At 61.4% G+C, this 21862-nt stretch carries 26 protein-coding genes and 2 tRNA genes; 8 read left to right on the forward strand and 20 right to left on the reverse strand.

Annotated features, from left to right (window positions below; all coding sequences use genetic code 11):
- Positions 1-56: 56 nt before the first annotated feature.
- The 7 genes from pheS to ACQ4W0_RS24435 form a co-directional block, all read right to left on the reverse strand.
- Positions 57-1073 carry a phenylalanine--tRNA ligase subunit alpha gene (pheS, locus tag ACQ4W0_RS24405; protein WP_034751917.1) on the reverse strand — a complete coding sequence of 339 codons (1017 nt, stop codon included), beginning with the start codon at positions 1071-1073 and terminating at the stop codon, positions 57-59.
- Between the two features lie 145 nt (positions 1074-1218).
- Positions 1219-1578: a 50S ribosomal protein L20 gene (gene rplT / locus ACQ4W0_RS24410; protein ID WP_010399214.1), complete on the reverse strand. Its 360-nt coding sequence runs from the start codon at positions 1576-1578 to the stop codon at positions 1219-1221.
- A gap of 26 nt (positions 1579-1604) precedes the next feature.
- On the reverse strand, positions 1605-1802 hold the full coding sequence (gene rpmI / locus ACQ4W0_RS24415; protein WP_010399216.1) for a 50S ribosomal protein L35: 198 nt from the start codon (positions 1800-1802) through the stop codon (positions 1605-1607).
- A gap of 227 nt (positions 1803-2029) precedes the next feature.
- On the reverse strand, positions 2030-2590 hold the full coding sequence (gene infC, locus ACQ4W0_RS24420; RefSeq protein ID WP_416054767.1) for a translation initiation factor IF-3: 561 nt from the start codon (positions 2588-2590) through the stop codon (positions 2030-2032).
- A 12-nt stretch (positions 2591-2602) separates the two neighbouring features.
- Positions 2603-4510 (reverse strand): threonine--tRNA ligase, encoded by a 1908-nt coding sequence (gene thrS, locus ACQ4W0_RS24425; RefSeq protein WP_436579109.1) that lies wholly within the window; start codon positions 4508-4510, stop codon positions 2603-2605.
- 211 nt (positions 4511-4721) lie between these two features.
- Positions 4722-4798, reverse strand: a tRNA-Val gene (locus ACQ4W0_RS24430).
- An 81-nt stretch (positions 4799-4879) separates the two neighbouring features.
- Positions 4880-4956 (reverse strand) — tRNA-Val (locus ACQ4W0_RS24435).
- A gap of 136 nt (positions 4957-5092) precedes the next feature.
- On the opposite strand from ACQ4W0_RS24435, the gene ACQ4W0_RS24440 reads away from it, so the two are divergent.
- Positions 5093-5560, forward strand: coding sequence for a hypothetical protein (locus ACQ4W0_RS24440; RefSeq protein WP_436579110.1), 468 nt, complete (start codon positions 5093-5095; stop codon positions 5558-5560).
- A 14-nt stretch (positions 5561-5574) separates the two neighbouring features.
- Here ACQ4W0_RS24440 and ACQ4W0_RS24445 read toward each other — a convergent pair whose 3' ends face one another.
- On the reverse strand, positions 5575-6687 hold the full coding sequence (locus tag ACQ4W0_RS24445; RefSeq protein WP_436579111.1) for an acyltransferase family protein: 1113 nt from the start codon (positions 6685-6687) through the stop codon (positions 5575-5577).
- A 138-nt stretch (positions 6688-6825) separates the two neighbouring features.
- On the opposite strand from ACQ4W0_RS24445, the gene ACQ4W0_RS24450 reads away from it, so the two are divergent.
- On the forward strand, positions 6826-7788 hold the full coding sequence (locus tag ACQ4W0_RS24450; protein ID WP_436579112.1) for a M14 family metallopeptidase: 963 nt from the start codon (positions 6826-6828) through the stop codon (positions 7786-7788).
- On the opposite strand, the gene ACQ4W0_RS24455 is transcribed toward ACQ4W0_RS24450, so the two are convergent.
- Both ACQ4W0_RS24455 and sugE read right to left on the reverse strand, forming a co-directional pair.
- The gene (locus ACQ4W0_RS24455; RefSeq protein ID WP_150131135.1) at positions 7789-8118 is read right to left on the reverse strand and encodes an SMR family transporter; all 330 of its coding nucleotides are present in this window, start codon (positions 8116-8118) and stop codon (positions 7789-7791) included.
- 23 nt (positions 8119-8141) lie between these two features.
- Positions 8142-8462 (reverse strand): quaternary ammonium compound efflux SMR transporter SugE, encoded by a 321-nt coding sequence (sugE, locus tag ACQ4W0_RS24460; protein WP_436579113.1) that lies wholly within the window; start codon positions 8460-8462, stop codon positions 8142-8144.
- Positions 8463-8670: 208 nt separating this feature from the next.
- Here sugE and ACQ4W0_RS24465 point away from each other — a divergent pair, with 208 nt between their 5' ends.
- The 5 genes from ACQ4W0_RS24465 to ACQ4W0_RS24485 all read left to right on the forward strand — a co-directional run bounded on the left by ACQ4W0_RS24465 (position 8671) and on the right by ACQ4W0_RS24485 (position 12560).
- Positions 8671-9033 carry a DUF1304 domain-containing protein gene (locus tag ACQ4W0_RS24465; protein WP_436579114.1) on the forward strand — a complete coding sequence of 121 codons (363 nt, stop codon included), beginning with the start codon at positions 8671-8673 and terminating at the stop codon, positions 9031-9033.
- A gap of 169 nt (positions 9034-9202) precedes the next feature.
- Positions 9203-9778 (forward strand): hypothetical protein, encoded by a 576-nt coding sequence (locus tag ACQ4W0_RS24470; RefSeq protein ID WP_436579115.1) that lies wholly within the window; start codon positions 9203-9205, stop codon positions 9776-9778.
- Positions 9779-9852: 74 nt separating this feature from the next.
- Positions 9853-11025 carry a helix-turn-helix transcriptional regulator gene (locus ACQ4W0_RS24475; protein WP_436579116.1) on the forward strand — a complete coding sequence of 391 codons (1173 nt, stop codon included), beginning with the start codon at positions 9853-9855 and terminating at the stop codon, positions 11023-11025.
- Positions 11026-11147: 122 nt separating this feature from the next.
- Complete coding sequence (locus tag ACQ4W0_RS24480) at positions 11148-11444, forward strand: ArsR/SmtB family transcription factor (protein WP_436579117.1); 297 nt, start codon at positions 11148-11150, stop codon at positions 11442-11444.
- Between the two features lie 51 nt (positions 11445-11495).
- Positions 11496-12560: an alkene reductase gene (locus ACQ4W0_RS24485; protein ID WP_436579118.1), complete on the forward strand. Its 1065-nt coding sequence runs from the start codon at positions 11496-11498 to the stop codon at positions 12558-12560.
- A 49-nt stretch (positions 12561-12609) separates the two neighbouring features.
- On the opposite strand, the gene ACQ4W0_RS24490 is transcribed toward ACQ4W0_RS24485, so the two are convergent.
- Positions 12610-12831: a hypothetical protein gene (locus ACQ4W0_RS24490; RefSeq protein WP_436579119.1), complete on the reverse strand. Its 222-nt coding sequence runs from the start codon at positions 12829-12831 to the stop codon at positions 12610-12612.
- Positions 12832-13081: 250 nt separating this feature from the next.
- Between ACQ4W0_RS24490 and ACQ4W0_RS24495 the strand changes: the two genes are divergently transcribed.
- Positions 13082-13693 (forward strand): 1-acyl-sn-glycerol-3-phosphate acyltransferase, encoded by a 612-nt coding sequence (locus ACQ4W0_RS24495; RefSeq protein WP_436579120.1) that lies wholly within the window; start codon positions 13082-13084, stop codon positions 13691-13693.
- On the opposite strand, the gene ACQ4W0_RS24500 is transcribed toward ACQ4W0_RS24495, so the two are convergent.
- From ACQ4W0_RS24500 to ACQ4W0_RS24540, 9 genes are all read right to left on the reverse strand, one after another.
- Complete coding sequence (locus ACQ4W0_RS24500) at positions 13690-14250, reverse strand: HupE/UreJ family protein (RefSeq protein ID WP_436579121.1); 561 nt, start codon at positions 14248-14250, stop codon at positions 13690-13692. The two genes, ACQ4W0_RS24495 and ACQ4W0_RS24500, sit on opposite strands and share 4 nt — an antisense overlap.
- A complete protein-coding gene (ureG, locus tag ACQ4W0_RS24505; RefSeq protein ID WP_436579122.1) occupies positions 14247-14885 on the reverse strand; it encodes an urease accessory protein UreG in 639 nt (212 codons plus the stop codon). Before ureG ends, ACQ4W0_RS24500 begins: the two co-directional genes overlap by 4 nt.
- A gap of 22 nt (positions 14886-14907) precedes the next feature.
- Entirely contained in the window at positions 14908-15588 is a 681-nt protein-coding gene (locus tag ACQ4W0_RS24510; RefSeq protein ID WP_436579179.1) for an urease accessory protein UreF, read from the reverse strand.
- Positions 15588-16112: an urease accessory protein UreE gene (gene ureE / locus ACQ4W0_RS24515; RefSeq protein WP_436579123.1), complete on the reverse strand. Its 525-nt coding sequence runs from the start codon at positions 16110-16112 to the stop codon at positions 15588-15590. The genes ACQ4W0_RS24510 and ureE overlap by 1 nt, the downstream gene beginning before the upstream one ends.
- A gap of 13 nt (positions 16113-16125) precedes the next feature.
- On the reverse strand, positions 16126-17826 hold the full coding sequence (gene ureC, locus ACQ4W0_RS24520; RefSeq protein WP_436579124.1) for an urease subunit alpha: 1701 nt from the start codon (positions 17824-17826) through the stop codon (positions 16126-16128).
- A 1-nt stretch (position 17827) separates the two neighbouring features.
- Entirely contained in the window at positions 17828-18157 is a 330-nt protein-coding gene (locus ACQ4W0_RS24525; RefSeq protein ID WP_436507898.1) for an urease subunit beta, read from the reverse strand.
- Positions 18158-18251: 94 nt separating this feature from the next.
- Positions 18252-18554 carry an urease subunit gamma gene (locus ACQ4W0_RS24530; RefSeq protein ID WP_436473543.1) on the reverse strand — a complete coding sequence of 101 codons (303 nt, stop codon included), beginning with the start codon at positions 18552-18554 and terminating at the stop codon, positions 18252-18254.
- A gap of 25 nt (positions 18555-18579) precedes the next feature.
- Positions 18580-19446 (reverse strand): urease accessory protein UreD, encoded by an 867-nt coding sequence (locus ACQ4W0_RS24535; RefSeq protein ID WP_436579125.1) that lies wholly within the window; start codon positions 19444-19446, stop codon positions 18580-18582.
- Between the two features lie 130 nt (positions 19447-19576).
- On the reverse strand, positions 19577-21781 hold the full coding sequence (locus ACQ4W0_RS24540) for an EAL domain-containing response regulator (RefSeq protein WP_436579126.1): 2205 nt from the start codon (positions 21779-21781) through the stop codon (positions 19577-19579).
- Positions 21782-21862: the final 81 nt, after the last annotated feature.

Here is a 21862-nt window from a genome sequence, read left to right on the forward strand (position 1 = left end):
GCTCACAGCGCGAGCGCACAGGCGCTCAAGCGCCATGAATCAAACGGAACAACGCTTTAGTTGAATTGCTTCAAGAAACGCAAGTCGCCTTCATAAAACAGCCGCAGGTCGTTGATGCCATAGCGCAGCATCGTCAAGCGTTCCAAGCCGGAGCCGAAAGCAAAACCGATGAATTTCTCGGGGTCGAGGCCGAAGTTCTTCACCACGGTCGGATGCACCTGGCCGGCGCCCGACACTTCCAGCCAGCGGCCCTTCAAAGGACCCGAGCCAAAGGCGATGTCGATCTCGGCCGACGGTTCCGTGAACGGGAAGTACGAAGGACGGAAGCGCACCTGCAAGTCATCCGTCTCGAAGAAGGCCTTGACGAAGTTCAGGTACACGCCCTTCAAGTCGGCAAAGCTGATGTCTTCGGCGATCCACAGGCCTTCGACCTGGTGGAACATCGGCGAATGGGTGGCGTCGCTGTCGACGCGGTAGGTGCGGCCCGGCGCGATGACTTTGATCGGCGGCGTATGCGTGCGCGCATAGCGCACCTGCATGGGGCTCGTATGCGTGCGCAGCAGCAAGGGCTTGCCATCGGTGTCGTTGCCATCAATGTAGAACGTATCTTGCATGGAACGGGCTGGATGATTTTCCGGGCTGTTCAGCGCCGTGAAATTGGTCCAGTCATTCTCGATTTCGGGACCGTCGGCCACGTCGAAGCCGATCGAGCGGAAGATTTCCTCGACCCGCTCCCACGTGCGCATCACGGGATGGATGCCGCCGGGCATGCGACCACGGCCTGGCAGGGTCACGTCGATCGCTTCGGCGTTCAGACGACCTTGCATCTGGGCATCGGCCAGTGCATCACGGCGCGCCGTCAGCGCGTCTTCGATCTGCACTTTGACGGCATTGATCAGGGCGCCTTGCGCCTTGCGCGCGTCCGGGTCCAGCTTGCCCAGGCCCTTCATCATTTCGGTAATCTGGCCAGTCTTGCCCAGGTAGCGGGCTTTGGCGTTTTCAAGTGCGGCAGCGTCTGCGGCGGCGATAAAGTCAGCCTGGGCCGAGACGACGAGTTCTTCTAGGGAGTTCATGCGGCATTTCCTGTTTTGGACATCAATTCTGGACTCAGTTATCAAAAGTCCAACAATCAAAAACGGAAACGGGGCATAAGGTGTTAACCCCTGCCCCGCTCTTTATGACGTCACCCTACGGATGACGTTGTGCAATGACCGATGCTTACGCAGCGATTTTTGCTTTAACTGCGTTGACAATCGCAGCGAATGCTGGCTTGTCCATCACAGCCATATCGGCCAGGACTTTACGGTCCAGTTCGATATTTGCTTTTTTCAAGCCGTTCATGAATACGCTGTACGTTACGCCATGCTCACGGGAAGCGGCGTTGATACGGGCGATCCACAGGCGGCGGAAAACGCGTTTCTTGTTGCGGCGATCGCGGTAAGCGTATTGGCCAGCGCGCATAACTGCTTGCTTGGCAACACGGTATACACGGCTGCGGCGACCACGGTAGCCTTTAGCTTGAACAAGAATCTTTTTATGACGGGCACGAGCTGTAACCCCACGTTTTACTCTAGGCATAGTAACTCCTTAAATTGAGTGTGAGATTAAGCAGTCGGCATCATGCGGTAGACGGATTTCACGTCAGACGCAGCGACATTGGTGGTACCGCGCAGAGCGCGTTTCAGCTTGGTGGTTTTCTTGGTCAAGATGTGGCGTTTGAACGCATGACCACATTTAACAGTACCACCCGGACGCACGCGAAAACGTTTTTTCGCAGAGCTTTTGGTCTTCATTTTAGGCATAGCAATCTGTCCTTTTACGGACAGCTCCATTTATAACAGGATTGCAGGTGGCAACACGACGCTGCGCTTAGATGCCTGCTTTCACATGCTGTGCAGCGGATGCGAGTCCGCTACAGTTCGCGCGGCCCGGACATTGCTGAGCGGGCCGCGCAAATTCTGCCTGGAATCGTGTGTCGCACCAATGCAGGCACAAACCACGTCGATCCACAGTAAAACGCTATTGTAGCTTACTTCTTCTTCTTAGGCGAAAGAACCATGATCATTTGGCGGCCTTCCATCTTCGGGAACTGCTCGACCTGGCCATACGGCTCCAGATCGGCTTTCAGACGTTCCAGCATGCGGAAGCCAATATCCTGATGCGCCATCTCACGACCGCGGAAACGCAGCGTGATTTTGGTTTTATCGCCATCATCGAGGAACTTGATGAGATTACGCAACTTGATATTGTAGTCACCATCATCAGTCCCCGGACGGAATTTGACTTCCTTCACGAGGATGATCTTTTGCTTCAATTTGGCTTCGTGAGCTTTCTTTTGCTCCGAATACTTAAATTTGCCGTAGTCCATCAAACGGCAAACCGGTGGCTGCGCGGTAGGCGCAATTTCCACCAGGTCGACGTTTGCCTCTTCCGCCAGGCGGAAGGCTTCAGCCAAACTTACGATACCGAGTGGCTCGTTATCGACCCCGCTTAAACGCATTTCAGGGGCAGTGATTTCGCCATTGATGCGATGTGACTTGTCAGTAGCTATTGTAATTTCCTTTAAAAATCTTGTAAGACGGTCGTGCAGCGAGTTTCCTCGTCAGGCCTTGGTGTCGACTTCATGTTTGAGTCGCTCAATCAGGGCATCGACGGACATGACGCCCAGATCGATATTGCCCCGCGCCCGCACGGCCACTGTATTCGCATCCCGCTCTTTGTCGCCAATCACCAAGATATAAGGCAATTTTTGTACGGAATGTTCACGTATTTTATAGGTAATCTTCTCGTTACGCAAATCAGCCTGTACGCGCAGCCCCGCTTTGCGCAGTTTTGTTGTAACTTCCTGTACATAGTCGGCTTGAGCGTCGGAAATATTCAACACCGACACTTGCACTGGTGCCAACCACAGCGGCATGGCGCCCGCATAGTGTTCGATCAGGATGCCGATGAAACGTTCCAGCGAACCCACGATCGCGCGGTGCAGCATGATCGGCACCTGGCGCGTGTTGTCCACGGCCACATATTCGGCGCCCAAACGGCCCGGCATCGACGGGTCGATCTGCACGGTGCCCACTTGCCATGCTCGACCCAGGCTGTCTTTCAGGTGATATTCGATCTTCGGACCGTAGAACGCGCCCTCGCCCGGCAATTCCGTCCATTCCACGCCACAGGCACGCAGGGCCGAACGCAGCGATTCCTCGGCGAAATCCCACGACTCTTCCGTGCCGATGCGGTTATCGGGGCGCAAGGCCAGCTTCACGTCGATATTCGTAAAGCCAAAAGCCGTGTAGACATCCATGGCCTGCTGGTGGAACGCCGTCACTTCGCCGGCGATCTGTTCTTCCAGGCAGAAGATGTGGCCATCATCCTGCGTAAAGCCGCGCACGCGCATCATGCCGTGCAAGGCGCCCGACGGCTCGTTGCGGTGGCATTGGCCAAATTCGCCGTAGCGCAATGGCAAGTCGCGGTAGCTGCGCATGCCATTGTTGAAAATCTGGATATGGCCAGGGCAATTCATCGGCTTCAGCGCATAGGCGCGGTTTTCCGATTCCGTGATGAACATGTTTTCACGGTAATTGTCCCAGTGACCGGTTTTTTCCCACAGGCCACGGTCGAGAATTTGCGGCGCTTTGACTTCCTGGTAGCCGTTGACCTGGTACACATTGCGCATGTATTGCTCGACCTGCTGCCAGATCGACCAGCCTTTCGGATGCCAGAAGATCAGGCCTGGCGCTTCTTCCTGGAAATGGAAGAAATCGAGCTGCTTGCCCAGTTTGCGGTGATCGCGCTTTTCCGCCTCTTCCAGGTTGTGCAGGTACAGTTCCTGGTCTTCCTTCTTGGCCCAGGCCGTGCCATAGATACGCTGCAGCATCTCGTTTTTCGAGTCGCCGCGCCAGTAGGCGCCGGCCAGCTTCATCAGCTTGAAGACTTTCAGCTTGCCCGTCGATGGCACGTGGGGGCCGCGGCACAAGTCCGTGAACTTGCCTTCGGTATACAACGACACTTCCTGGTCGGCCGGAATCGAGCCGATCAGCTCTGCCTTGTAGGCTTCGCCGATGCCCTTGAAGTAGTCGATGGCTTCGTCGCGCGCGACAACCTTGCGCGTGACTTGCTCATCCTTCTTGGCCAGTTCCGCCATTTTCTTTTCGATCGCCGTCAAATCTTCGGGCGTGAACGGGCGCTTGTAGGCGAAGTCATAGTAAAAGCCGTTGTCGATCACGGGACCGATGGTCACTTGCGCGTCCGGGAACAGTTCCTTGACGGCATACGCCAGCAAGTGGGCCGTCGAGTGGCGGATCACTTCCAGGCCATCGGCATCCTTGTCCGTGACAATCGCCAGTTCCGCGTCTTGCTCGATCAGATAGGAGGTGTCGACCAGCTTGCCATCGACCTTGCCAGCCAGGGCCGCCTTGGCCAGGCCGGTACCAATATTGGCCGCAACCTGGGCCACGGTGACCGGGCCGTCAAATTGACGGGCGGAACCATCGGGAAGTCGGATTGTAAGCATATTGATCTCCATATCGGCGCTGGCGCCAGGTAAAACTGCGATGTGATGGGTAAAATAACTGAAAGGAAAACGCAGACGCAAAAAAACGCGGACTAGCCGCGTTTTTCACTTTCTTGAGACAAAGGAAACCCGTTCGACTAGCGTCACTCCCAAAGCTTGGTAGTAGTTCGCGGTGTCATAACCGGTTTTACCTTTCTCTATCACTGCATTCTGGTGGGCGGTGAGGAATTCGAATCCCCGACCCCTTGGATGTCGACCAAGTATTCTAACCAGCTGAACTAACCGCCCGTAAAACTTTTGTTGATCATTTTATTTCAAATGACCGCTTGCGGCTTGCGCCAGCCTAAAAAACTATCTACTGCCAAATTCTGGTGGGCGGTGAGGAATTCGAATCCCCGACCCCTTGGATGTCGACCAAGTATTCTAACCAGCTGAACTAACCGCCCCGAAGACCAGCATTATAGAGAGGCTTTCCCAGAATGACAAGGGCTGTTTTACAGGAAACTTTAATCACTCTCCGGGCGTCAGCCCCCTTTATACAGAGTAGGCCCGGCACGCGCGGAATGCCGCTAGAATCGCGGCATGAACTCCACCATCATAAGCTGGCTGAAAACCCTGAGCCGGGTTTGCGGTTTCGAAACGGCAGATTCCTTCCCGCCCGGCCACCCGTATGCGCGCACGCGCTGGAATGCCGCGTACTTCGATATCGCTTCCGACGTGAAGCCGGACGAGATGGAGCGGCGCCTGTGCGCGGCCATCGCCAACACGCCAAGCGTCTTCGCCTACATCACCAACCCCACGCCGCGCATGCAGCGCGCGCTGCTGAACGTGATCCACGACCGGCTGCGGCGCCAGCCCGGCGCGGGCGCCACGGACCTGGTCTTGTTATTGATCCATGCCTACGCCAGCCCCCACATCACGGAAGCCGTGCCCGGCCTGCGCACCTTGATCTTCAACACGGAACATGAAGACACGAATCTGCGCGTGCATGCCATTCTGGAATTGCTGGTGGGCACACCACGGGGGCTCGATGTGATCGATATGCAATGATCGATATGTAGCCGTTACGCATGATTGGCGGGCACATAGCGCGCCCGCAAGTGCATGAACGGCGTTTCCACCACTTTATACAAGAGCCAGCCCGTGGCGATGCTGACAGCGATACTGAGCAGTATCGCCGGCGCACCGTCCGGCCCGTAACCAAAGTCTTGCAAAAAGGGGCGCAGCAGAATGCACAACTGCTTGTGCAACAGGTAAATCGCATACGACCACAACGCCAAGCTGGCCGCGCCCGGCACGCGCAGTTGAGAGAGCGCACTGCCGGGACTGAGTGCGGCAATCAGCAATAAAGTAAAACTGGCCGCCAGGGCTGGATAGCCGAACACCGTCACGCTATAGCCATAGTGATCGGTGAGAAACACATAAAACATCAGCGCCGTGCCAAAGATTCCCGCCAGCAAGATGCGATTACCGTATGAGGTGAGGCGTACCCAGGCGCCCGGATGGTAGTTTTTCAGCAGCGCGAGCGCCACGCCCGCCACCAGCTCGTCGAAACGGCACCAGGACGCGTAATAAATGTATTTGTAATAGCCGAGGCCGCCGCGCGGCACTTGCACATATTCATCCCATAGAGTGGCCCGCACCAGCATGCCGACGAGAAAGCTGGCGGCCACGGCGACCCACGCCCACAGCAGCGACTTGCGGCAGGCGGCGACAAGCAAGGCCACGGCCGGCAGCAGCACATAGAACTGCTCTTCCACGCATAGCGACCACGCATGGGAAAACGCCGTGCCCGGTGTCAAGTTAATGTTTTGCGTAAAGGTGAGGAATTTCCACAGGGGCAGCAACGCGCTATCGCCGCGAAACGTGGGCCACAAATAATACAGGGCCAGCACGGCATAGTAACTGGGCAAGGTGCGCAGGAAGCGCCGCGCATAGAAGCGGGGCAAGGAAAATCCGTGCTCGCTGCGCAAGGAGGCAAAGATCTGGTTGCCGATCAGGTAACCGCTGAGGGCAAAGAACAGGTCCACGCCCGTCCAGCCGATTTCCCCCCAGAAACCAAACGCCCCGCCATCGCTGACGAACAGCAAATAATGGTTCATGAACACCAGCACGATGGCCAGCGCGCGCAATGTATCGAGGCCATACAGGCGGGAAGGAAGGAGCGTACTAGACATGGAATCGGCAAGGGAAAACAACGGTGGCGCCGATCATGCCATGCCGCACACTGCCATGGCCAACTTTTTACAGGCGGCCACGGCGAATCCCGCTAAAATATGCCGACCCGGCTTTCCCTTCCCGCAACAGCATAGGATATGTCCAGCATGAGCAGCGCACTCCACTTCAAGTCCATCAACTACACGGGCCAGGGCAGCGGCCCACGCCTGATCGTCACGGGCGCCGTGCACGGCAATGAAACTTGCGGCACCAAGGGCATCCACCGCGTGATGGCTGAACTCGACAGCGGCGCCCTCTCCATCGTGGCCGGCAGCGTCACTTTCGTGCCCATCACCAATCCGCTGGCTTACGCCAAGGGCGTGCGCAGCGGCGACCGCAACCTGAACCGCAATCTGTTTCCGAACGACAATCCACAGGATTTCGAAGACCGCATCGCCAACTGGCTGTGCCCGCTGTTGGGCCAGCACGACGTGCTGCTGGACTTGCACTCGTTCAATGCCGACAGCCAGCCCTTCGTCATGGTGGGGCCGCGCAACAACGATGGTCCGCTACAACCGTTTCAACATGAAGACAAGGAACGCGCACTGGCGCGCCGCCTGGGCGTGCGCCGCTTCGTCGATGGCTGGCTGCATGCTTATGGCCAGGGCGTGCAGCGCCGCCTGGGCAATAGCGACCAGGTAGGCCTGGTCTTGCGCTATGGCGTGGGCACCACCGAATACATGCGCTCGACGGGCGGCTACGCCTTGACCCTGGAATGCGGCCAGCATGCGGACCCGGCCGCGCCGGATGTCGCCTACCGCGCCATTATGAACACGCTGGCATTCCTCGGCTTCATCGATGCACCGCAACCGGAGCCGATCGCGGACGCCGACATGGAAGCGCTGAACATGGTCGTCGTGCACGACAAGCTGCACGCGGACGACCGCTTCATCAAGACCTGGTCCAGCTTTGACAAGGTCAAACAAGGTGAACAGATTGGCGTACGCGCCGATGGCACGCCCGTGACGGCCGAATTCGACGCCTACATCCTGTTCCCGGACGTCAATGCGGCGGCGAATGCCGAGTGGTATTACCTGGCACGGGTTGCCAGCAGTTTTTGATCAATGTCCGACGGACTTCGAAAACAAATTGATCACTAACACGCCTGCAATGATCAGTCCCAGACCGATCAGCGCCGGCGTATCGAGGCTTTGCTTGAACCAGAACCAGCCGACGGCGGAAATGAGCACGATGCCCACGCCCGACCAGATCGCGTAGACGATACCAGTAGGAATGACCTTCAAGGTGAGGGACAAGCACCAGAAGGCGATGCTGTAGCCCACCACGGTAATGACGCTGGGCCACAAGCGGCTGAAGCCGTCGGACGCCTTCAAGGCGCTGGTGGCGATGACTTCGGCGATGATGGCGATGGCCAGGTAGAAATACGTCATGCTGAGGCTCATGCTTGCATCCTTTATTGTGGACTGAGCAGTTTCAAGCCCAGGATACCGGACACGATCAATGCGATGCAGGCGATGCGCGCGGCGCTGGCCGGCTCACCCAGCACCATGATGCCGAAGATGGCCGTCCCCACGGTGCCGATGCCGGTCCAGATGGCGTACGCCGTGCCCAGCGGCAAGGTGCGCAGGGCCAAGCCCAGCATCACCACGCTGCCCAGCATGGAAATGGCCGTCAGTACGGACGGCACCATGCGGGTAAAACCGGCGCTATATTTAAGGCCGATGGCCCAGCCAATTTCCAGCAAACCCGCCAATACCAGAATGATCCACGCCATAACTTCTCCCGAGGCGGCAGGGTCGTCCCCGCCATGCAGCCCCGTCATCGAGCGGGGTCGTCCCCACAGGAGCAAAAGGAAAAGTATACCATTGGGTGAAAAGTTTTGCCCCAAGCACACTATCGCTAGTGCCGCCGCTCTAATCGAAAGTTGCCAAAAAACAGGCACTTGGCAGCATAATTGCCGCATCTACTCATTCTCGGGAACAATGATGCTACTTCTGGCCCAAATCCTTACCGCCCTCATACTGCTGCTGCACGTCTACATCGTGCTGCTGGAAACCGTGCTGTTCGATACACGCGGACGCAAGGTGTTTGGCCTGTCCAAGGAAAAAGCGGAGATCGTGCGTCCCGCCATGTCGAACCAGGGTTGCTACAACGGCTTTCTCGTCGCCGCGCTGGCGCTGGGCTTTTTTCACCCGGACGCGGCCATCGCCCATGCGTTTACCGTGTTCGGCCTGGCGTGCATCGCCGTGGCCGGCGTGTGGGGCGCAGCGACCGTCATGACGCGCATTCTCTACCTGCAAACAGTGCCCGCCGTCATCGCCCTGCTGCTGTTCCACTTCGCCTGATCCCTGCCGGGGCGGCCAGCCGGCCGCCCCTCCCTACCCCACTCCGCTCCGCCTGCGCATACCCCAAATGGGTGATGTTTCCAAAAAACATGCCCGATACAATTCCTTGTAGCAATAAAAAAGATACCACCAGACACATGGTGGCAAGTCACAGTCCACAGGGGAAATCATGCAAGCACATCCAACCACCTTTGCCGTCACTTTGCTCGGCTGCCTCATGCTGTCCGCCTGCGGTGGCGGAGGCAGCGACGACAGTGGCTCGGGCAGCGGCTCCAACAGCGCCAGCGGCGGCACCTCGGCAAACTGCCAGTACAGCAATCTGATCAGCGATGCGGAACGCAAGCAGGCCAGCGCCTGCGGCATCCAGGTATCGGGCAACTACAACCAGGCGGACTCGGGATACGATAGCCTCGTTGCCGCCTGCAAGCAGGGCGACAAGGCCAAGGCGGATACCTACTACAGCGGCACGTACCAGAAAATGGTCGACTACGCGCGCGCCGTGAGCAAGGAGCTCGGTTGCGGACAAAACAATGGCCCCACCTTGCCCAACAACAGCACGGCAAGCAACTACAATTTCTGTATCAAAAGCACATCGGTCAATGGTAAGCTCAGCTATGAAGGCGCTTGCTACGGCCCCGTCAAATCCGGTGAAGGCGGCTGCGGCAGCGGTTATAACTATGTGAGCCAGTACGCCAGCCTCGGCACGTGCACCTCCGGCGGCAAAAGCTGGCTGGAATCGCACTAAGGAAGTCGGGCGGCCGCAGCGAAGGCCGCCCCAAGATGGGTCTTGTCCACCGCTTGCCGCCATGAGGATCGCCAATGACGCCATCGCTCGCCGTCGCCAGCCAGGCGCTGATTACCCTGATCTACGAAGCGGCCACGCGGCATGGCGCCTGGTCGCAATTCCTCGCCGCCTTTGCACAACAGCTGAAGTCGCACGCGGGCTTGATCTGGGCCAATGATTTCAGCAACCGCACGGTCGACGTCCAGCTGCCGGGCAGCGGCCTGTCCGCCACCTATGGCTTCGAATCGGATGCCATGGCCAGCTTTGCCAGCTATTACGGCGCGCGCAATGTCTGGCTGGAAGACGCCACCTTGCACCGTGAAGGCGCCGTCGTCACCGGCTCCATGCTGTTTCCCGACCATTGCCTGAAGAAAACCGAATACTGGACGGACTGGCTGCGCCCGCAAAACATCTTTTATACGGCGGCGGCCATCGTCGAATTGCGCGCCGAGCGCTCCACCAACGTCACCGTGGTGCGGCGCGAACGGGCGGGTGCCTACGAGGCGGGCGAGCTGGCGCTGATCCGCAGCCTGATGCCCCACCTGCAAACGGCCTTTGCCCTGCAACGCAAGCTGCGCCGGCTGGAAATGCTGTCCCAGAGTTCCACCCAGGTGCTGGAATTGCTGCCGTTTGGGGTGCTGTTGCTCGACGCCACGTCGCAATTGCTGTACGCCAACGAGCGGGCGCTGGCCATGACGGCTTCGACGCGGCTGCTGCAGCTACGCGAAGGCGCGCCCCTGTATTGCCCGCGCGAAGCGGACAATGGCGCACTGCGGCGCATGCTGCACGAGGCAGCCCAAACGGGCACGACCGCAGTAGGCGGTCCCGGCGGCGTGCTCAATCTGAACGGCTTGACGGGAGAGCAACTGCGCCTGCGCGTCACGCCCCTGCCCTCCTGGCACTGTCCGTTCGGCTCGGCCAGCGCCATCGCCGTTTTCCTCAGTGACAGCAGCGAGCTGATCACCTCCCTGGCGGCCACCCTGCGCAATTTCTATGGCATGACGGTGGCCGAGGCACGCCTGACGGAAGCGCTCGTCAACGGCTACTCCTTGCAGGAATATGCCGAGCGCCAGCGCATTTCCATCCACACGGCGCGCACCCAGATCAAGAGCGCCACCGCCAAGGCCGGCGCCCAGCGCCAGGTAGACCTGGTGCGCATCGTGCTGACGGGCCCTGCCGTGCTGCAGCGCAATCCCCTGCCCGCCTGAGCCTTCAAAAATGGGCGCCTCCGGCACGTTTTTCATTTGCATCGTAAGATGACGATATTAGAATTTGAAAAACACGATATATACATCGCTGAAAGGCGAATTGTATGTTCAGGAGAAACAACATGGATATCGACGCCATCCACAAGGCTCTGGCAAATCCGGTGCGCCGACAGATTTTGCAATGGCTCAAGGAGCCGCAGCAGTATTTCCAGGAGCAGGAGCACCCGCTGCACCTGGGCGTGTGCGCCGGCCTGATCGACCGCCGCCTGAACCTGTCGCAATCGACGGTCTCGGCGCACCTGACCAGCTTGCAGAAGGCAGGCCTGATTTCAGCAACAAAAGTGGGGCAATGGAGTTTCTTCAGCCGCAATGAAGACACGATCCAAGCCTTCCTCGAACACATGCAACAAGGTTTGTAAGCATCCCCGTCTCAACGCCGCCTGACCGGCAACCACAAGGAAATGACAATCATGGCAACTTTATTCGACCCCATCACCATTGGCAGTCTGCAACTGAAAAACCGCATCATCATGGCGCCACTGACGCGTTCGCGCGCCGGCAATCCGGGCCGCGTGCCCAACGCCCTGATGGCCGAGTACTACACGCAGCGCGCTTCGGCCGGCATGATCATCTCGGAAGCGACGGCCGTCACGCCGCAGGGCGTGGGCTATGCCGACACGCCGGGCATCTGGTCCGAGGAGCAGGTAGAAGGCTGGAAACACATCACCAAGGCCGTGCATGACGCAGGCGGCCTGATCGTGCTGCAACTGTGGCATGTGGGCCGCATTTCCGCGCCGGTCTTCCTCGATGGCGACTTGCCCGTGGCACCCAGCGCCGTCAAGCCGGCCGGCCATGTCAGCCTGCTGCGCCCGAAACAGGAATTCGTCACGCCGCGCGCGCTCGATTCGGAAGAGATTCCCGGCATCGTGGCGGCCTACCGCCTGGGCGCCGAGAATGCGAAAAAAGCCGGTTTCGACGGCGTGGAAATCCACGGCGCGAATGGTTATTTGCTCGACCAGTTCCTGCAAGACAGCACTAACTTGCGCACCGACAACTATGGCGGCTCGATTGAAAACCGCGCCCGCCTGATGCTGGAAGTGACGGATGCGTGCATAGCCGTATGGGGTGCGGACAAGGTCGGCATGCACCTGGCGCCGCGCCGCGACGCGCACGACATGGGCGACTCGAACCCGCGCGCCACCTTCGGCTACGTGGCACGCGAGCTGGGCAAGCGCGGCATCGCCTTCATCTGCGCGCGCGAAGCGCTCGGTGAAGACCGCCTGGGCCCGTACCTGAAACAGGAATTTGGCGGCGTGTACATTGCCAACGAGAAAATGGACAAGGCGGCGGCCGAAGCCTTGCTGGCCAAGGGCGAAGCCGATGCCGTGGCCTTCGGCCTGTGGTTCATCGCCAATCCCGACCTGCCCACCCGCCTGCACAGCGACGCGCCATTGAATCCCCTGAACCCGGACACCCTGTACGCACCCGATGCGGCTGGCTACACGGATTACCCGGCACTCGCGGCACAGGCTTAAACAGCACTCCGGACGACAGCAGCGGCACTTCGTCGCTGTCGCCTGCCCTTCAGCGCCATCGGCGCCGTGCCGGCCGGGCCGGGCGGCGCGCCTGCACGCTGCTGAACACACGGCGTATCACCTCGGCCGGCACCGCGTGCTCACGCAAATAGGCTGTCGCCACCGTCCGGCCCAGGGTGTGATGGAAGGCCACGCCACGCTCGACGAGCTCGGCCATCACTTTGTCCGTTCGCTCATGCTCCCCAACTACATCATCGATACTGTTTTTCATGCCATGGCTCCCTGTCGGGTGGATCAACGCTGCATCAAGTTTTGACTACATTGTGCGCATTTAGTGCCCGCCACAGTGGCAAAGCATCGTTAAAATAGCAGCAACAACGGCCCCGATGCCGCATGAATAGCGGCCTCGGCTGCTTGTCGCCACCGCCAGCCCCGTATAGAATGCCTGCGCAGAATTTTTGCTTCAAGGAAAATGGCCACCAGCGCCATCCCATTAAGAACAGTGTCACTGAAGGGTATCAATGGACGATTTATTTGTACAAGCGGGCGACTTGCCGACCTGGCACCAGCGCTGCGCGCTGCGCGTGCTGCATCTGTTTGGCTGGCGCATGCGCTTCCGTCCCCTGCCGGGGCCGCGCGGCATCGTCGTCGTCTACCCGCACACGTCGAACTGGGATTTCATGGTGGGCCTGTTCGGCAAATGGGCGCTGTCGCTGCCGTTCCGCTGGCTGGCCAAGGATTCCTTGTTCCGCGGCCCGATGGGCAAGGTGCTGCGCTACCTGGGCGGCGAACCCGTCGACCGCAGCACCACCAGCGGCACGATTCAACGCCAGGCCGAGCGCATGCTGGCCGCCGACTGGTACTGGCTGGCCATCACGCCGGAAGCGACGCGCAGCTACCGTCCGAACTGGAAGAGCGGCTTTTATCACCTGGCCCTGGCCGCCAAGGTGCCGCTGTTGCTGGTGTATATCGACTACCCGAACAAGGTGCTGGGCGTCGTCGACCATATCGACTTGACGGGCGACAAGGAAGCCGACATGGCCGCCATCGCCGCCGTGTACGCGGGCCACCAGGGTTTGCACCCGGAGAAGGCGGCGCCCATCGTGTTGTCGGAACGCCGCCCCGGCGCTTAATTCATCCCTAGCAGCACCACGCCGGCGGCCGTCAAGGCCACGCCGGCCACGCGCAGCACGCGCCCGGCCAGCACCTTGCCGGCGCAACGTCCCGCACACAGCAGCATGGCAGAAGCCAGCAGGAAGCCGCACGCAGCCGAGGCAGCTGGCAACTCCTGGCCATGCGCATTGCCATGCGCCAGCGCAAACATACCCACCAGACCCATGCCCAGCCAGTTCGGCAAGGCCAGCGCCAGCGCGATGGCCAGTCCCACCAGGGCCACCGTGGCGGCGATGCCCGTTTCCAGGCCGGGCAGCGTCAAGCCCGCCATGCCGGCCAGCGCACCGAGCAGCATCATGCCCAGGAAAGTGGCGGGCTGGGCCAGGCCGCGGCGCTGCTGGCCACCCCAGATGCCCACGCCCAGCATGGCCAGCAAATGGTCGATGCCCGTGAACGGATGGGCGAAACCGGCCAGGAAACCGGCGCTCTCGCCATGACCGGGGTGGGCCATGGCCGGTAAAGCCAGCAGGCACAGCGCCGCCACGGCGGCTGTTTTCTTCATCAGTCTTGTGCTCATTGCGGCTCCTTGCCTGGTTGGTCGAGCAAACCTTGCTCGCGGATAAAATCGATGACGACCTGCACGCCGTCGCCGCTGCGCAGGTTGGTAAACACGAAGGGGCGCTCGCCGCGCATGCATTTGGCATCCTGCGCCATCACGTCCAAGTTGGCGCCCACATACGGTGCCAGGTCCGTCTTGTTAATAATCAGCAAATCGGAGCGAGTGATGCCGGGCCCGCCCTTGCGCGGGATTTTTTCGCCGCCGGCCACGTCGATCACGTAAATCGTCAGGTCCGACAGTTCCGGGCTGAAGGTGGCGGCCAAATTGTCTCCGCCCGATTCGACCAGGATCAAGTCCAGCTTGGGAAAATCTGCCTGCATGCGCGCGATGGCTTCCAGGTTGATGGACGCGTCTTCGCGGATGGCCGTGTGCGGGCAGCCGCCCGTCTCCACGCCCATCAGGCGCTCGGCCGGCAAGGCGTCCGCGCGCAGCAGGATTTCCATGTCTTCCTTGGTGTAAATGTCATTCGTGATGACGGCCATGTCATAGCGCTCGCGCATGCCCTTGCACAGCATTTCGCACAGGGCCGTCTTGCCCGAGCCGACGGGCCCGCCGATGCCCACGCGCAGCGGATTGGAGGTGATCGATGTCATTTTTGCTCTCTCATAAAATGATTCAGGAACGGTACAGGCGGCTGTACTGCACTTCGTGCCGCATCGACAGCAGCGACAGGCCGGGCGCCCAGTTGCCCATCTCGTCGTCTTGTAAGGTTTGCGCCGTGAGGGCCGCCGCTTCCAGGTCCGGCCGCAGCGACAGCAATAGCCGCTGTCCCGCCACCTGCCCCAGCGGCACGGATTTCACGCAGACGAGCACCTGGTTTTCCGCCCAGGCGAACAGCATGGCCAGCAGCGCCTCTTCACGCGGAATCGCCAGTGCAGCCACGGCGCAGGCATAGGCCGTGGGCAGGGCCACTTCCGACTGGCCCTGCAGCATGTCGATCAAGACGCCGTCGGCCACGCCCAGTTCGGCCAGCAGCTTGGTCAAGGAATAGCCCATCTGGATGGTTTCGGCGCGAAATTCCGCCGTGTCGCGCGAGGCGATAAAACGTTCGCTCCAGCGCTGCACGGCGCACAAGTCCTGCGCTTCGAACGCCTGCATCAAACGCCAGCACAGCGGGCCTTCCCAGCGCGCCACCACCTGCGCCAGATGCTGCGCGATCCAGTCGCGCGCCGTGGACGCGTCGTTCACCAGGCCGGATTCCAGCGCCGCTTCCAGTCCCTGCGAATAGCTGTAGGCGCCGATCGGCAAGGCCGGGCTGGCGAACTGCAGCAAATGCAGCAGGGCCGACGCCTGCATCATGCTGTGCCAGGTGCATCACCGGGGCGGTGGATTTTCTGCCGCAGCGGCACGGGGGCCAGCAAATGCTGGCCGTGGCCGTCATGGTGGCCATGGCCGCCACCATACGCGCCCGCCTCCGGCTCGAACGGCGCGCTTTCCTCCGTCACAGTCGCCTGCAAGCCTTCCAGCATCTCCTTCAACACCACGTCCTTGCGGATGCGCAGAAAGCCGTCGCCCACCTGCGCCTGCGTGTGGCGATTCCCCAGATGAAAAGCGCAGCGCAGCAGGGTATGCGCATCAAGGCAGCGCACCAGGTAAGTCGGTTCGCGCGCGGCGACGATCTGTACCACCTGCCCTTCCGGCCCTGTCATGCGCTCGCCGTCGCGCAGCACCGTGCCGCGCACGGTGAACACGGCCACCTCGTCGCCATTCGACAGCACGGCGCGCAGCCGGCATTTTTCGCGCTGGTCGTAGGGCAACACAAGTTGGGCAACAGCGGCGCGATTGTCGTCAGCCGCCAGTTTGGTATGCAAAGTAAGCATGCTTGTCTCCTGCTTAAAATAGAAAATAGCGCTGCGCCATCGGCAGCACGGACGCCGCCTCGCACACCAGCAACTGGCCGTCGGCGCGCACGGCATAGGTTTCCGGATCCACTTCCATATGCGGCGTTGCACTGTTGTGTATCATGTCGCGCTTGCGCAAGCCGCGCATGTTCTTCACGGCGATGAGGGATTTATTCAGTTTCAACTGGTGGCCAATATCGAGGTCGTAGGCCGCCTGCGAGACAAAGGTGAACGACTTTTTCAGGCCGCCGCCGAAGGCGCCGAACATCATGCGGTAATGCACGGGCTGCGGCGTGGGTATCGACGCGTTCGGGTCGCCCATCTGCGCGGCCGCGATCATGCCCCCCTTTAAAATCATCGACGGCTTGACGCCGAAGAAGGCCGGCTTCCACAGTACGATGTCGGCGATCTTGCCCGCCTCGATGGAACCGACCACGTGCGAAATCCCATGCGTGATGGCCGGGTTGATCGTGTACTTGGCGATATAGCGCTTGGCGCGGAAATTGTCGCTGCGCGCCGTGTCGGGCGCCAGCGGCCCCCGCTGCACCTTCATCTTGTGCGCCGTCTGCCAGGTGCGCATGATCACTTCGCCGACACGCCCCATGGCTTGCGAATCGGACGACATCATCGAGATGGCGCCGATATCGTGCAAAATATCTTCGGCGGCGATGGTTTCGCGGCGGATGCGCGACTCGGCAAACGCCACGTCTTCGGCAATGGCGGGGTCCAGGTGGTGGCAAACCATCAGCATGTCCAGGTGCTCGTCAAGCGTGTTGACGGTAAACGGGCGCGTCGGATTGGTTGACGACGGCAGCACATTGGACTGTCCCACGGCGGCGATGATGTCGGGGGCATGGCCGCCGCCCGCCCCTTCCGTATGGAACGTGTGGATGGTGCGGTCCTTGAAGGCGGCCAGGGTGTGCTCCAGAAACCCGCCCTCGTTGAGGGTATCGCTGTGCAGCGCCACCTGGATATCCATGCGGTCGGCAACAGAAAGGCAATTGTCGATGGCGGCCGGCGTGCTGCCCCAGTCTTCATGCAATTTGAGGCCGATGGCGCCCGCGCGCACTTGCTCTTCGAGCGGCAGCGGCAAACTCACATTGCCCTTGCCCATGAAGCCCAGGTTCATCGGGAAGGCGTCGGCGGCCGCCAGCATGGCGTGCAAATGCCATGGTCCCGGCGTGCAGGTGGTGGCGGCCGTGCCCGTAGCCGGTCCCGTGCCGCCGCCCAGCATGGTGGTCACGCCGCTCATCAGCGCTTCCTCGATCTGCTGCGGGCAGATGAAATGGATATGCGTGTCGACGCCGCCTGCCGTGACGATCATGCCCTCGCCGGCGATGACTTCCGTGGCGCCGCCGATGGGCAAGGTCACGCCAGGCTGGATGTCCGGGTTGCCCGCCTTGCCGATGCCGAAGATCAGGCCATCTTTCAGGCCGATATCGGCTTTCACGATGCCCCAGTGGTCGAGGATGACGGCATTCGTGATGACGGTATCCATCACCTCGGCCGCGCAGCGCTGCGACTGGCCCATGCCGTCGCGGATCACCTTGCCACCGCCGAACTTCACTTCTTCGCCGTAGATCGCATAGTCATGCTCGATCTCGATGAACAGTTCCGTGTCGGCCAGGCGGATGCGGTCGCCCTTGGTGGGGCCGAACATTTCGGCATACGCGCGGCGGGGAATGCTGGCCATCTCAATCCTTTCCCGGTGGCGTGTCTTGCAGTGCACCCATCACTTCGCCATTGAAGCCGTAGACCTTGCGCTCACCGGCCAGCGCCACCAGCTCTACCGTGCGCTGCTGGCCCGGTTCGAAGCGCACGGCCGTGCCGGCCGTGATGTTCAAACGCATGCCGTAGGCGCGCCAGCGCTCGAAAGCCAGCGCCGGATTGACCTCGAAAAAGTGGAAGTGCGAGCCGACCTGGATCGGCCGGTCGCCCCGGTTGGCCACCACCACGGTGGCCGTGGCGCGGCCCGCATTCAAGCTGATTTCGCCTTCTTCCAATTTGTATTCGCCTGGGGTCATGAGGGGCTCCTTCAAAGATCACGTTACGCTTGCCGGCGGGTCGCCGGCGCAAAAAACAGCCATGGCGCGGGTGGCGCCCTGGCCGCTCAAAAAACTACGGTATCGGGTGGTGCACGGTCACCAGCTTGCTGCCATCGGGGAAGGTCGCCTCCACCTGGATATCGGGGATCATCTCGGCGATGCCATCCATGACGTCGGCGCGCGCGAGTATTTTCGTACCGTCCGACATCAGCTGCGCCACCGATTTTCCATCGCGCGCGCCTTCCATGATGGCGGCGCTGATCAGGGCCACCGCTTCCGGATAATTCAATTTCAAGCCGCGCGCCAGGCGCCGTTCGGCCAGCAGCGCGGCCGTAAAAATGAGCAGCTTGTCTTTTTCGCGGGGAGTCAGGTCCATGGTTTTCCTTGCGCTTCTTTCCTGATTAAGTGTTCCAGATGCGGGGCACGACGGCGTCGCGTCCCAGCATGGCGGGGCGCAGCAGCTGCCATGCGGCCAGCATGATTCGGCGCGCCGCCTCGCTGTCGCCGCACAGCAGGCGCACCACCACCAGCGATTTCATCTGCGTGGCGCCAAATACGGCGCCGACAGGCACGGCGATCTCGCGCAAGGCGGCCAGCACGGCGGGGGAAACGGGCGTGCCGACGGCGATCAGGGTGGCGCATACCGTGTGGCCAGCCAGACCCAGGGGACTGGCCATCAGCGCACCGCCGCCGGCCAGCACGCCCTGCTCCCACCACAGCAGTTTGCCGCTGCGGCGGATCTGTACCTGCTGGCTGATGCTGCCCTCATTGAACGTTTCACCCGAGGCGCTGCGGCCCAGGCAGACGATGTCGCAGCCGATATAGCTGGCGTCCAGCGCCAGTTCCACCTCGTGACGCAGGCGCACGCAAGCCTGATTGAAAAAGATGCTTTCCTGCGGCAGCCACTCGATGGAAGCGCCGCTACCCGCGCGCAGCACGATGTGCTGGCCCGAGACGTGGCCATTCGCGCGGTACCACTTGGCGGCGCCTGGCGAGGTAAGCAAGGCGTGCGCGCCATCGCCCACCGCGGCGTCGACGGCCAGCTGGTCGCCGCCCACCACGCCGCCGGGCGGATGGATGATGATGGCGTGGCAGACGGCATCGCCTTCCGGATACAGGGGCTTTTGCACGCGCAAGGGGCCGCTATGCGTGCGCTCGACGAGGCGGCTGACGCCATCGTGCAGCGCAAAACCCAGGCGCAAATGCGCCTGCCAGGCGCTGTGCGCGCTGGCGTCATTCGATGTGGCTGGACGGGTGCTGTCTGGCATGCGGGGCAATCGCGTAAATAAGCGACTACCTAAGCAGGATATGTGCCAGCGTCAGGGGAAGGAAAGGTGAGTATTGCGCACCACGCTGCAGCGAACGCACCGGCATGGTGCATCGGCCGCACCGTGGCGCTTAGGCCACGGCCAGGGTGCGCCGTTCGCGCAGCAAGGCTGTGAATGGTGCGGCGGCCAGGGGTCGGCTGAAATAATAACCCTGCATTTCGTCGCAGCCGTGCTCCGTCAGGAAGGCCACCTGCTCGCGCGTTTCCACGCCTTCGGCGATGACGCGCATGTCGAGGTTGTGTGCCAGCGAGATGACGGAACGGGCGATGGCCGCGTCGCTGCTGCTGGTGGTGACGTCGTCGACGAAGGATTTGTCGATTTTCAGCACGTCGATGGGAAAGCGCTTCAGGTAGCCCAGGCTGGAATAACCGGTGCCGAAGTCGTCGAGCGAAATGCCCACGCCGATATCCTTCAGGCGCGTCAGGGCCGCCACCGCCTTGTCCGGGTCGCCCATCACCGTGCTTTCCGTGATCTCGATGCCCAGGCAGGCGGGCGCGATGCCGTATTTGCGCAATACCGCCTCGACGAACGGCACCGTGCGGTCCTGCGCGAACTGCTTGCCGGACAGGTTGACGGCCACCTTGATGCTGCCCAGGCCCGCGTCGTGCCACGCGCGGATCTGCGCGCAGACGCTTTCGAGCACCCATTCGCCGATGGCCGTGATCAAGCCGTATTCCTCGGCCAGGGCGATGAACAGGCCGGGCGGCACCTTGCCCAGCACCGGGTTATCCCAGCGCAGCAGGGCTTCCGCGCCCAGCATGGCACCTGTGTGCAAACACATTTGCGGCTGGTAATGCACTGTGAATTCATCGCGGCCGATGGCGCCGCGCAGCTGCTGCTGCATGGCCAGGCGCGCGCGGATATCGCTGCCCATGCGCTCCGTGAAGAAGGCGTAATGGTCGCGCCCCATTTCCTTGGCGCGCACCAGGGCCGTGTCGGCGTGACGCAGCACGTCGTCGAGGCTATCGCCGTCGGCCGGGCACATGGCGATGCCGATGCTGGTGGTCAGCGCCAGGCGCTCGCCATCGACACTGAGTTCTTCGCGCAAGCCGGCCAGGATGGTCTGCGCCAGCGCAAGCGTGCGCCCCAGCAGGGCATCGTCCTGCAGCAGGATCTGGAATTCGTCGCCGCCCTGGCGCACCACGGTGTCGCCCTCGCGCACGCAGCCGGACAGGAAACGCGCCACCACTTGCAGCGCCTTGTCGCCCACGGCCTGGCCGTGCGAATCGTTGATATTCTTGAAGCGGTCCAGGTCCAGGCACATCAGCACCACCTGCTGGCTGTCGCGCAGGGCGTTTGCGCGCGCCTGTTCGAAGCGCTCGCGCAGCAGCACGCGGTTCGGCAAGCCGGTCAGCGCATCGTGATAGGAGAGGAAGTCGATCAGATGCTGTTCGGCCTTGCGCTCGCTGATATCGAGGAAGACGCCCACGTAGTTGACGACGCCGCCGTCCGGGCCATGCACGGTCGACACGCTGAGCAAACAGGGATAGGTGTCGCCGCTCTTGCGCCGCGTCTGCACTTCGCCCGACCAGCAGCCGCTGCTGCGCAAGCCCTGGCGCATGGCCAGCAGCACCGCTTCGCCCGTGTGCTCGGCATGCAGGCGCATGATGTCCGTGCCCACCACTTCCTGCGCCGCATAGCCGGTGATGCGTGTGAAAGCGGGATTGGCGGTGACGATGACGCCGGCCGGATCCGTGATCAGGATGGCGTCCTGCGTGGCTTCGAAGACCTGGCCCGACAGGCGCAGCAACTCTTCATTGGCGCGGCGGATCTGTACTTCGCGCGCCAGGGTGCTGGCCACCTGCTCCAGTTCGGCCGTGCGTTCGGCCACGCGCCGTTCCAGGTTGGCGCGCTCCTGCGCCAACTGCACTTGCGCCCGCGCCAGGCGCACGTGCGCATCGGTGCGGGCCAGGATTTCCTCGGCCTGGAAGGGTTTGGCGATGAAATCGACGGCGCCGAGCGCAAAGCCGCGCACCTTGTCGTCCGTATCGTACTGGGCCGACAGGAAGATCACCGGCACCTGGCGCAGGGACGGTATCTCCTTCAGGCGGCGGCAGACTTCAAAGCCGTCGAGGCCCGGCATGCGCACGTCGAGCAGGATCAGCTCCGGCGGGCGCGCCTGGGCCGTCCACAGGGCCAGTTCACCGTTCGGCGCCTGGCGCACCGCATAGCCAGCGCCACCCAGCAAATCGCTCAACAACTTCAGCGAAGCCGGCGTATCTTCAACGATCAGTACTTCGCCCTTCGAATTTACTTCCGAAAAATCGCGGTGCATGTAGCAGTTCTCTCAGCTTTGGATGAGGCGCGGCGGTCGATTGCCACGCTGGACAAGACATTTCTTTGCGATGAACTACGT

The sequence above is a fragment of the Janthinobacterium breve genome, assembly GCF_051380895.1.
Lineage (GTDB): Bacteria > Pseudomonadota > Gammaproteobacteria > Burkholderiales > Burkholderiaceae_D > Janthinobacterium.

Coding starts and splice junctions, on each gene's coding strand:
- ACQ4W0_RS24510 (WP_436579179.1), bottom strand. CDS start 15,588: ATGCAGGCGTCGGCCCTGCTGCATTTGCTGCAGTTCGCCAGCCCGGCC.
- ACQ4W0_RS24535 (WP_436579125.1), bottom strand. CDS start 19,446: ATGCCAGACAGCACCCGTCCAGCCACATCGAATGACGCCAGCGCGCAC.
- ACQ4W0_RS24500 (WP_436579121.1), bottom strand. CDS start 14,250: ATGAGCACAAGACTGATGAAGAAAACAGCCGCCGTGGCGGCGCTGTGC.
- ACQ4W0_RS24440 (WP_436579110.1), top strand. CDS start 5,093: ATGAACTCCACCATCATAAGCTGGCTGAAAACCCTGAGCCGGGTTTGC.
- pheS (WP_034751917.1), bottom strand. CDS start 1,073: ATGAACTCCCTAGAAGAACTCGTCGTCTCGGCCCAGGCTGACTTTATC.
- ACQ4W0_RS24485 (WP_436579118.1), top strand. CDS start 11,496: ATGGCAACTTTATTCGACCCCATCACCATTGGCAGTCTGCAACTGAAA.
- rpmI (WP_010399216.1), bottom strand. CDS start 1,802: ATGCCTAAAATGAAGACCAAAAGCTCTGCGAAAAAACGTTTTCGCGTG.
- thrS (WP_436579109.1), bottom strand. CDS start 4,510: ATGCTTACAATCCGACTTCCCGATGGTTCCGCCCGTCAATTTGACGGC.
- ureC (WP_436579124.1), bottom strand. CDS start 17,826: ATGGCCAGCATTCCCCGCCGCGCGTATGCCGAAATGTTCGGCCCCACC.
- ACQ4W0_RS24480 (WP_436579117.1), top strand. CDS start 11,148: ATGGATATCGACGCCATCCACAAGGCTCTGGCAAATCCGGTGCGCCGA.
- sugE (WP_436579113.1), bottom strand. CDS start 8,462: ATGGCGTGGATCATTCTGGTATTGGCGGGTTTGCTGGAAATTGGCTGG.
- ACQ4W0_RS24455 (WP_150131135.1), bottom strand. CDS start 8,118: ATGACGTATTTCTACCTGGCCATCGCCATCATCGCCGAAGTCATCGCC.
- ACQ4W0_RS24495 (WP_436579120.1), top strand. CDS start 13,082: ATGGACGATTTATTTGTACAAGCGGGCGACTTGCCGACCTGGCACCAG.
- ureG (WP_436579122.1), bottom strand. CDS start 14,885: ATGACATCGATCACCTCCAATCCGCTGCGCGTGGGCATCGGCGGGCCC.
- rplT (WP_010399214.1), bottom strand. CDS start 1,578: ATGCCTAGAGTAAAACGTGGGGTTACAGCTCGTGCCCGTCATAAAAAG.
- ACQ4W0_RS24540 (WP_436579126.1), bottom strand. CDS start 21,781: ATGCACCGCGATTTTTCGGAAGTAAATTCGAAGGGCGAAGTACTGATC.
- ACQ4W0_RS24475 (WP_436579116.1), top strand. CDS start 9,853: ATGACGCCATCGCTCGCCGTCGCCAGCCAGGCGCTGATTACCCTGATC.
- ACQ4W0_RS24490 (WP_436579119.1), bottom strand. CDS start 12,831: ATGAAAAACAGTATCGATGATGTAGTTGGGGAGCATGAGCGAACGGAC.
- ACQ4W0_RS24470 (WP_436579115.1), top strand. CDS start 9,203: ATGCAAGCACATCCAACCACCTTTGCCGTCACTTTGCTCGGCTGCCTC.
- ACQ4W0_RS24450 (WP_436579112.1), top strand. CDS start 6,826: ATGTCCAGCATGAGCAGCGCACTCCACTTCAAGTCCATCAACTACACG.
- ACQ4W0_RS24465 (WP_436579114.1), top strand. CDS start 8,671: ATGATGCTACTTCTGGCCCAAATCCTTACCGCCCTCATACTGCTGCTG.
- ureE (WP_436579123.1), bottom strand. CDS start 16,112: ATGCTTACTTTGCATACCAAACTGGCGGCTGACGACAATCGCGCCGCT.
- ACQ4W0_RS24525 (WP_436507898.1), bottom strand. CDS start 18,157: ATGACCCCAGGCGAATACAAATTGGAAGAAGGCGAAATCAGCTTGAAT.
- ACQ4W0_RS24530 (WP_436473543.1), bottom strand. CDS start 18,554: ATGGACCTGACTCCCCGCGAAAAAGACAAGCTGCTCATTTTTACGGCC.
- ACQ4W0_RS24445 (WP_436579111.1), bottom strand. CDS start 6,687: ATGTCTAGTACGCTCCTTCCTTCCCGCCTGTATGGCCTCGATACATTG.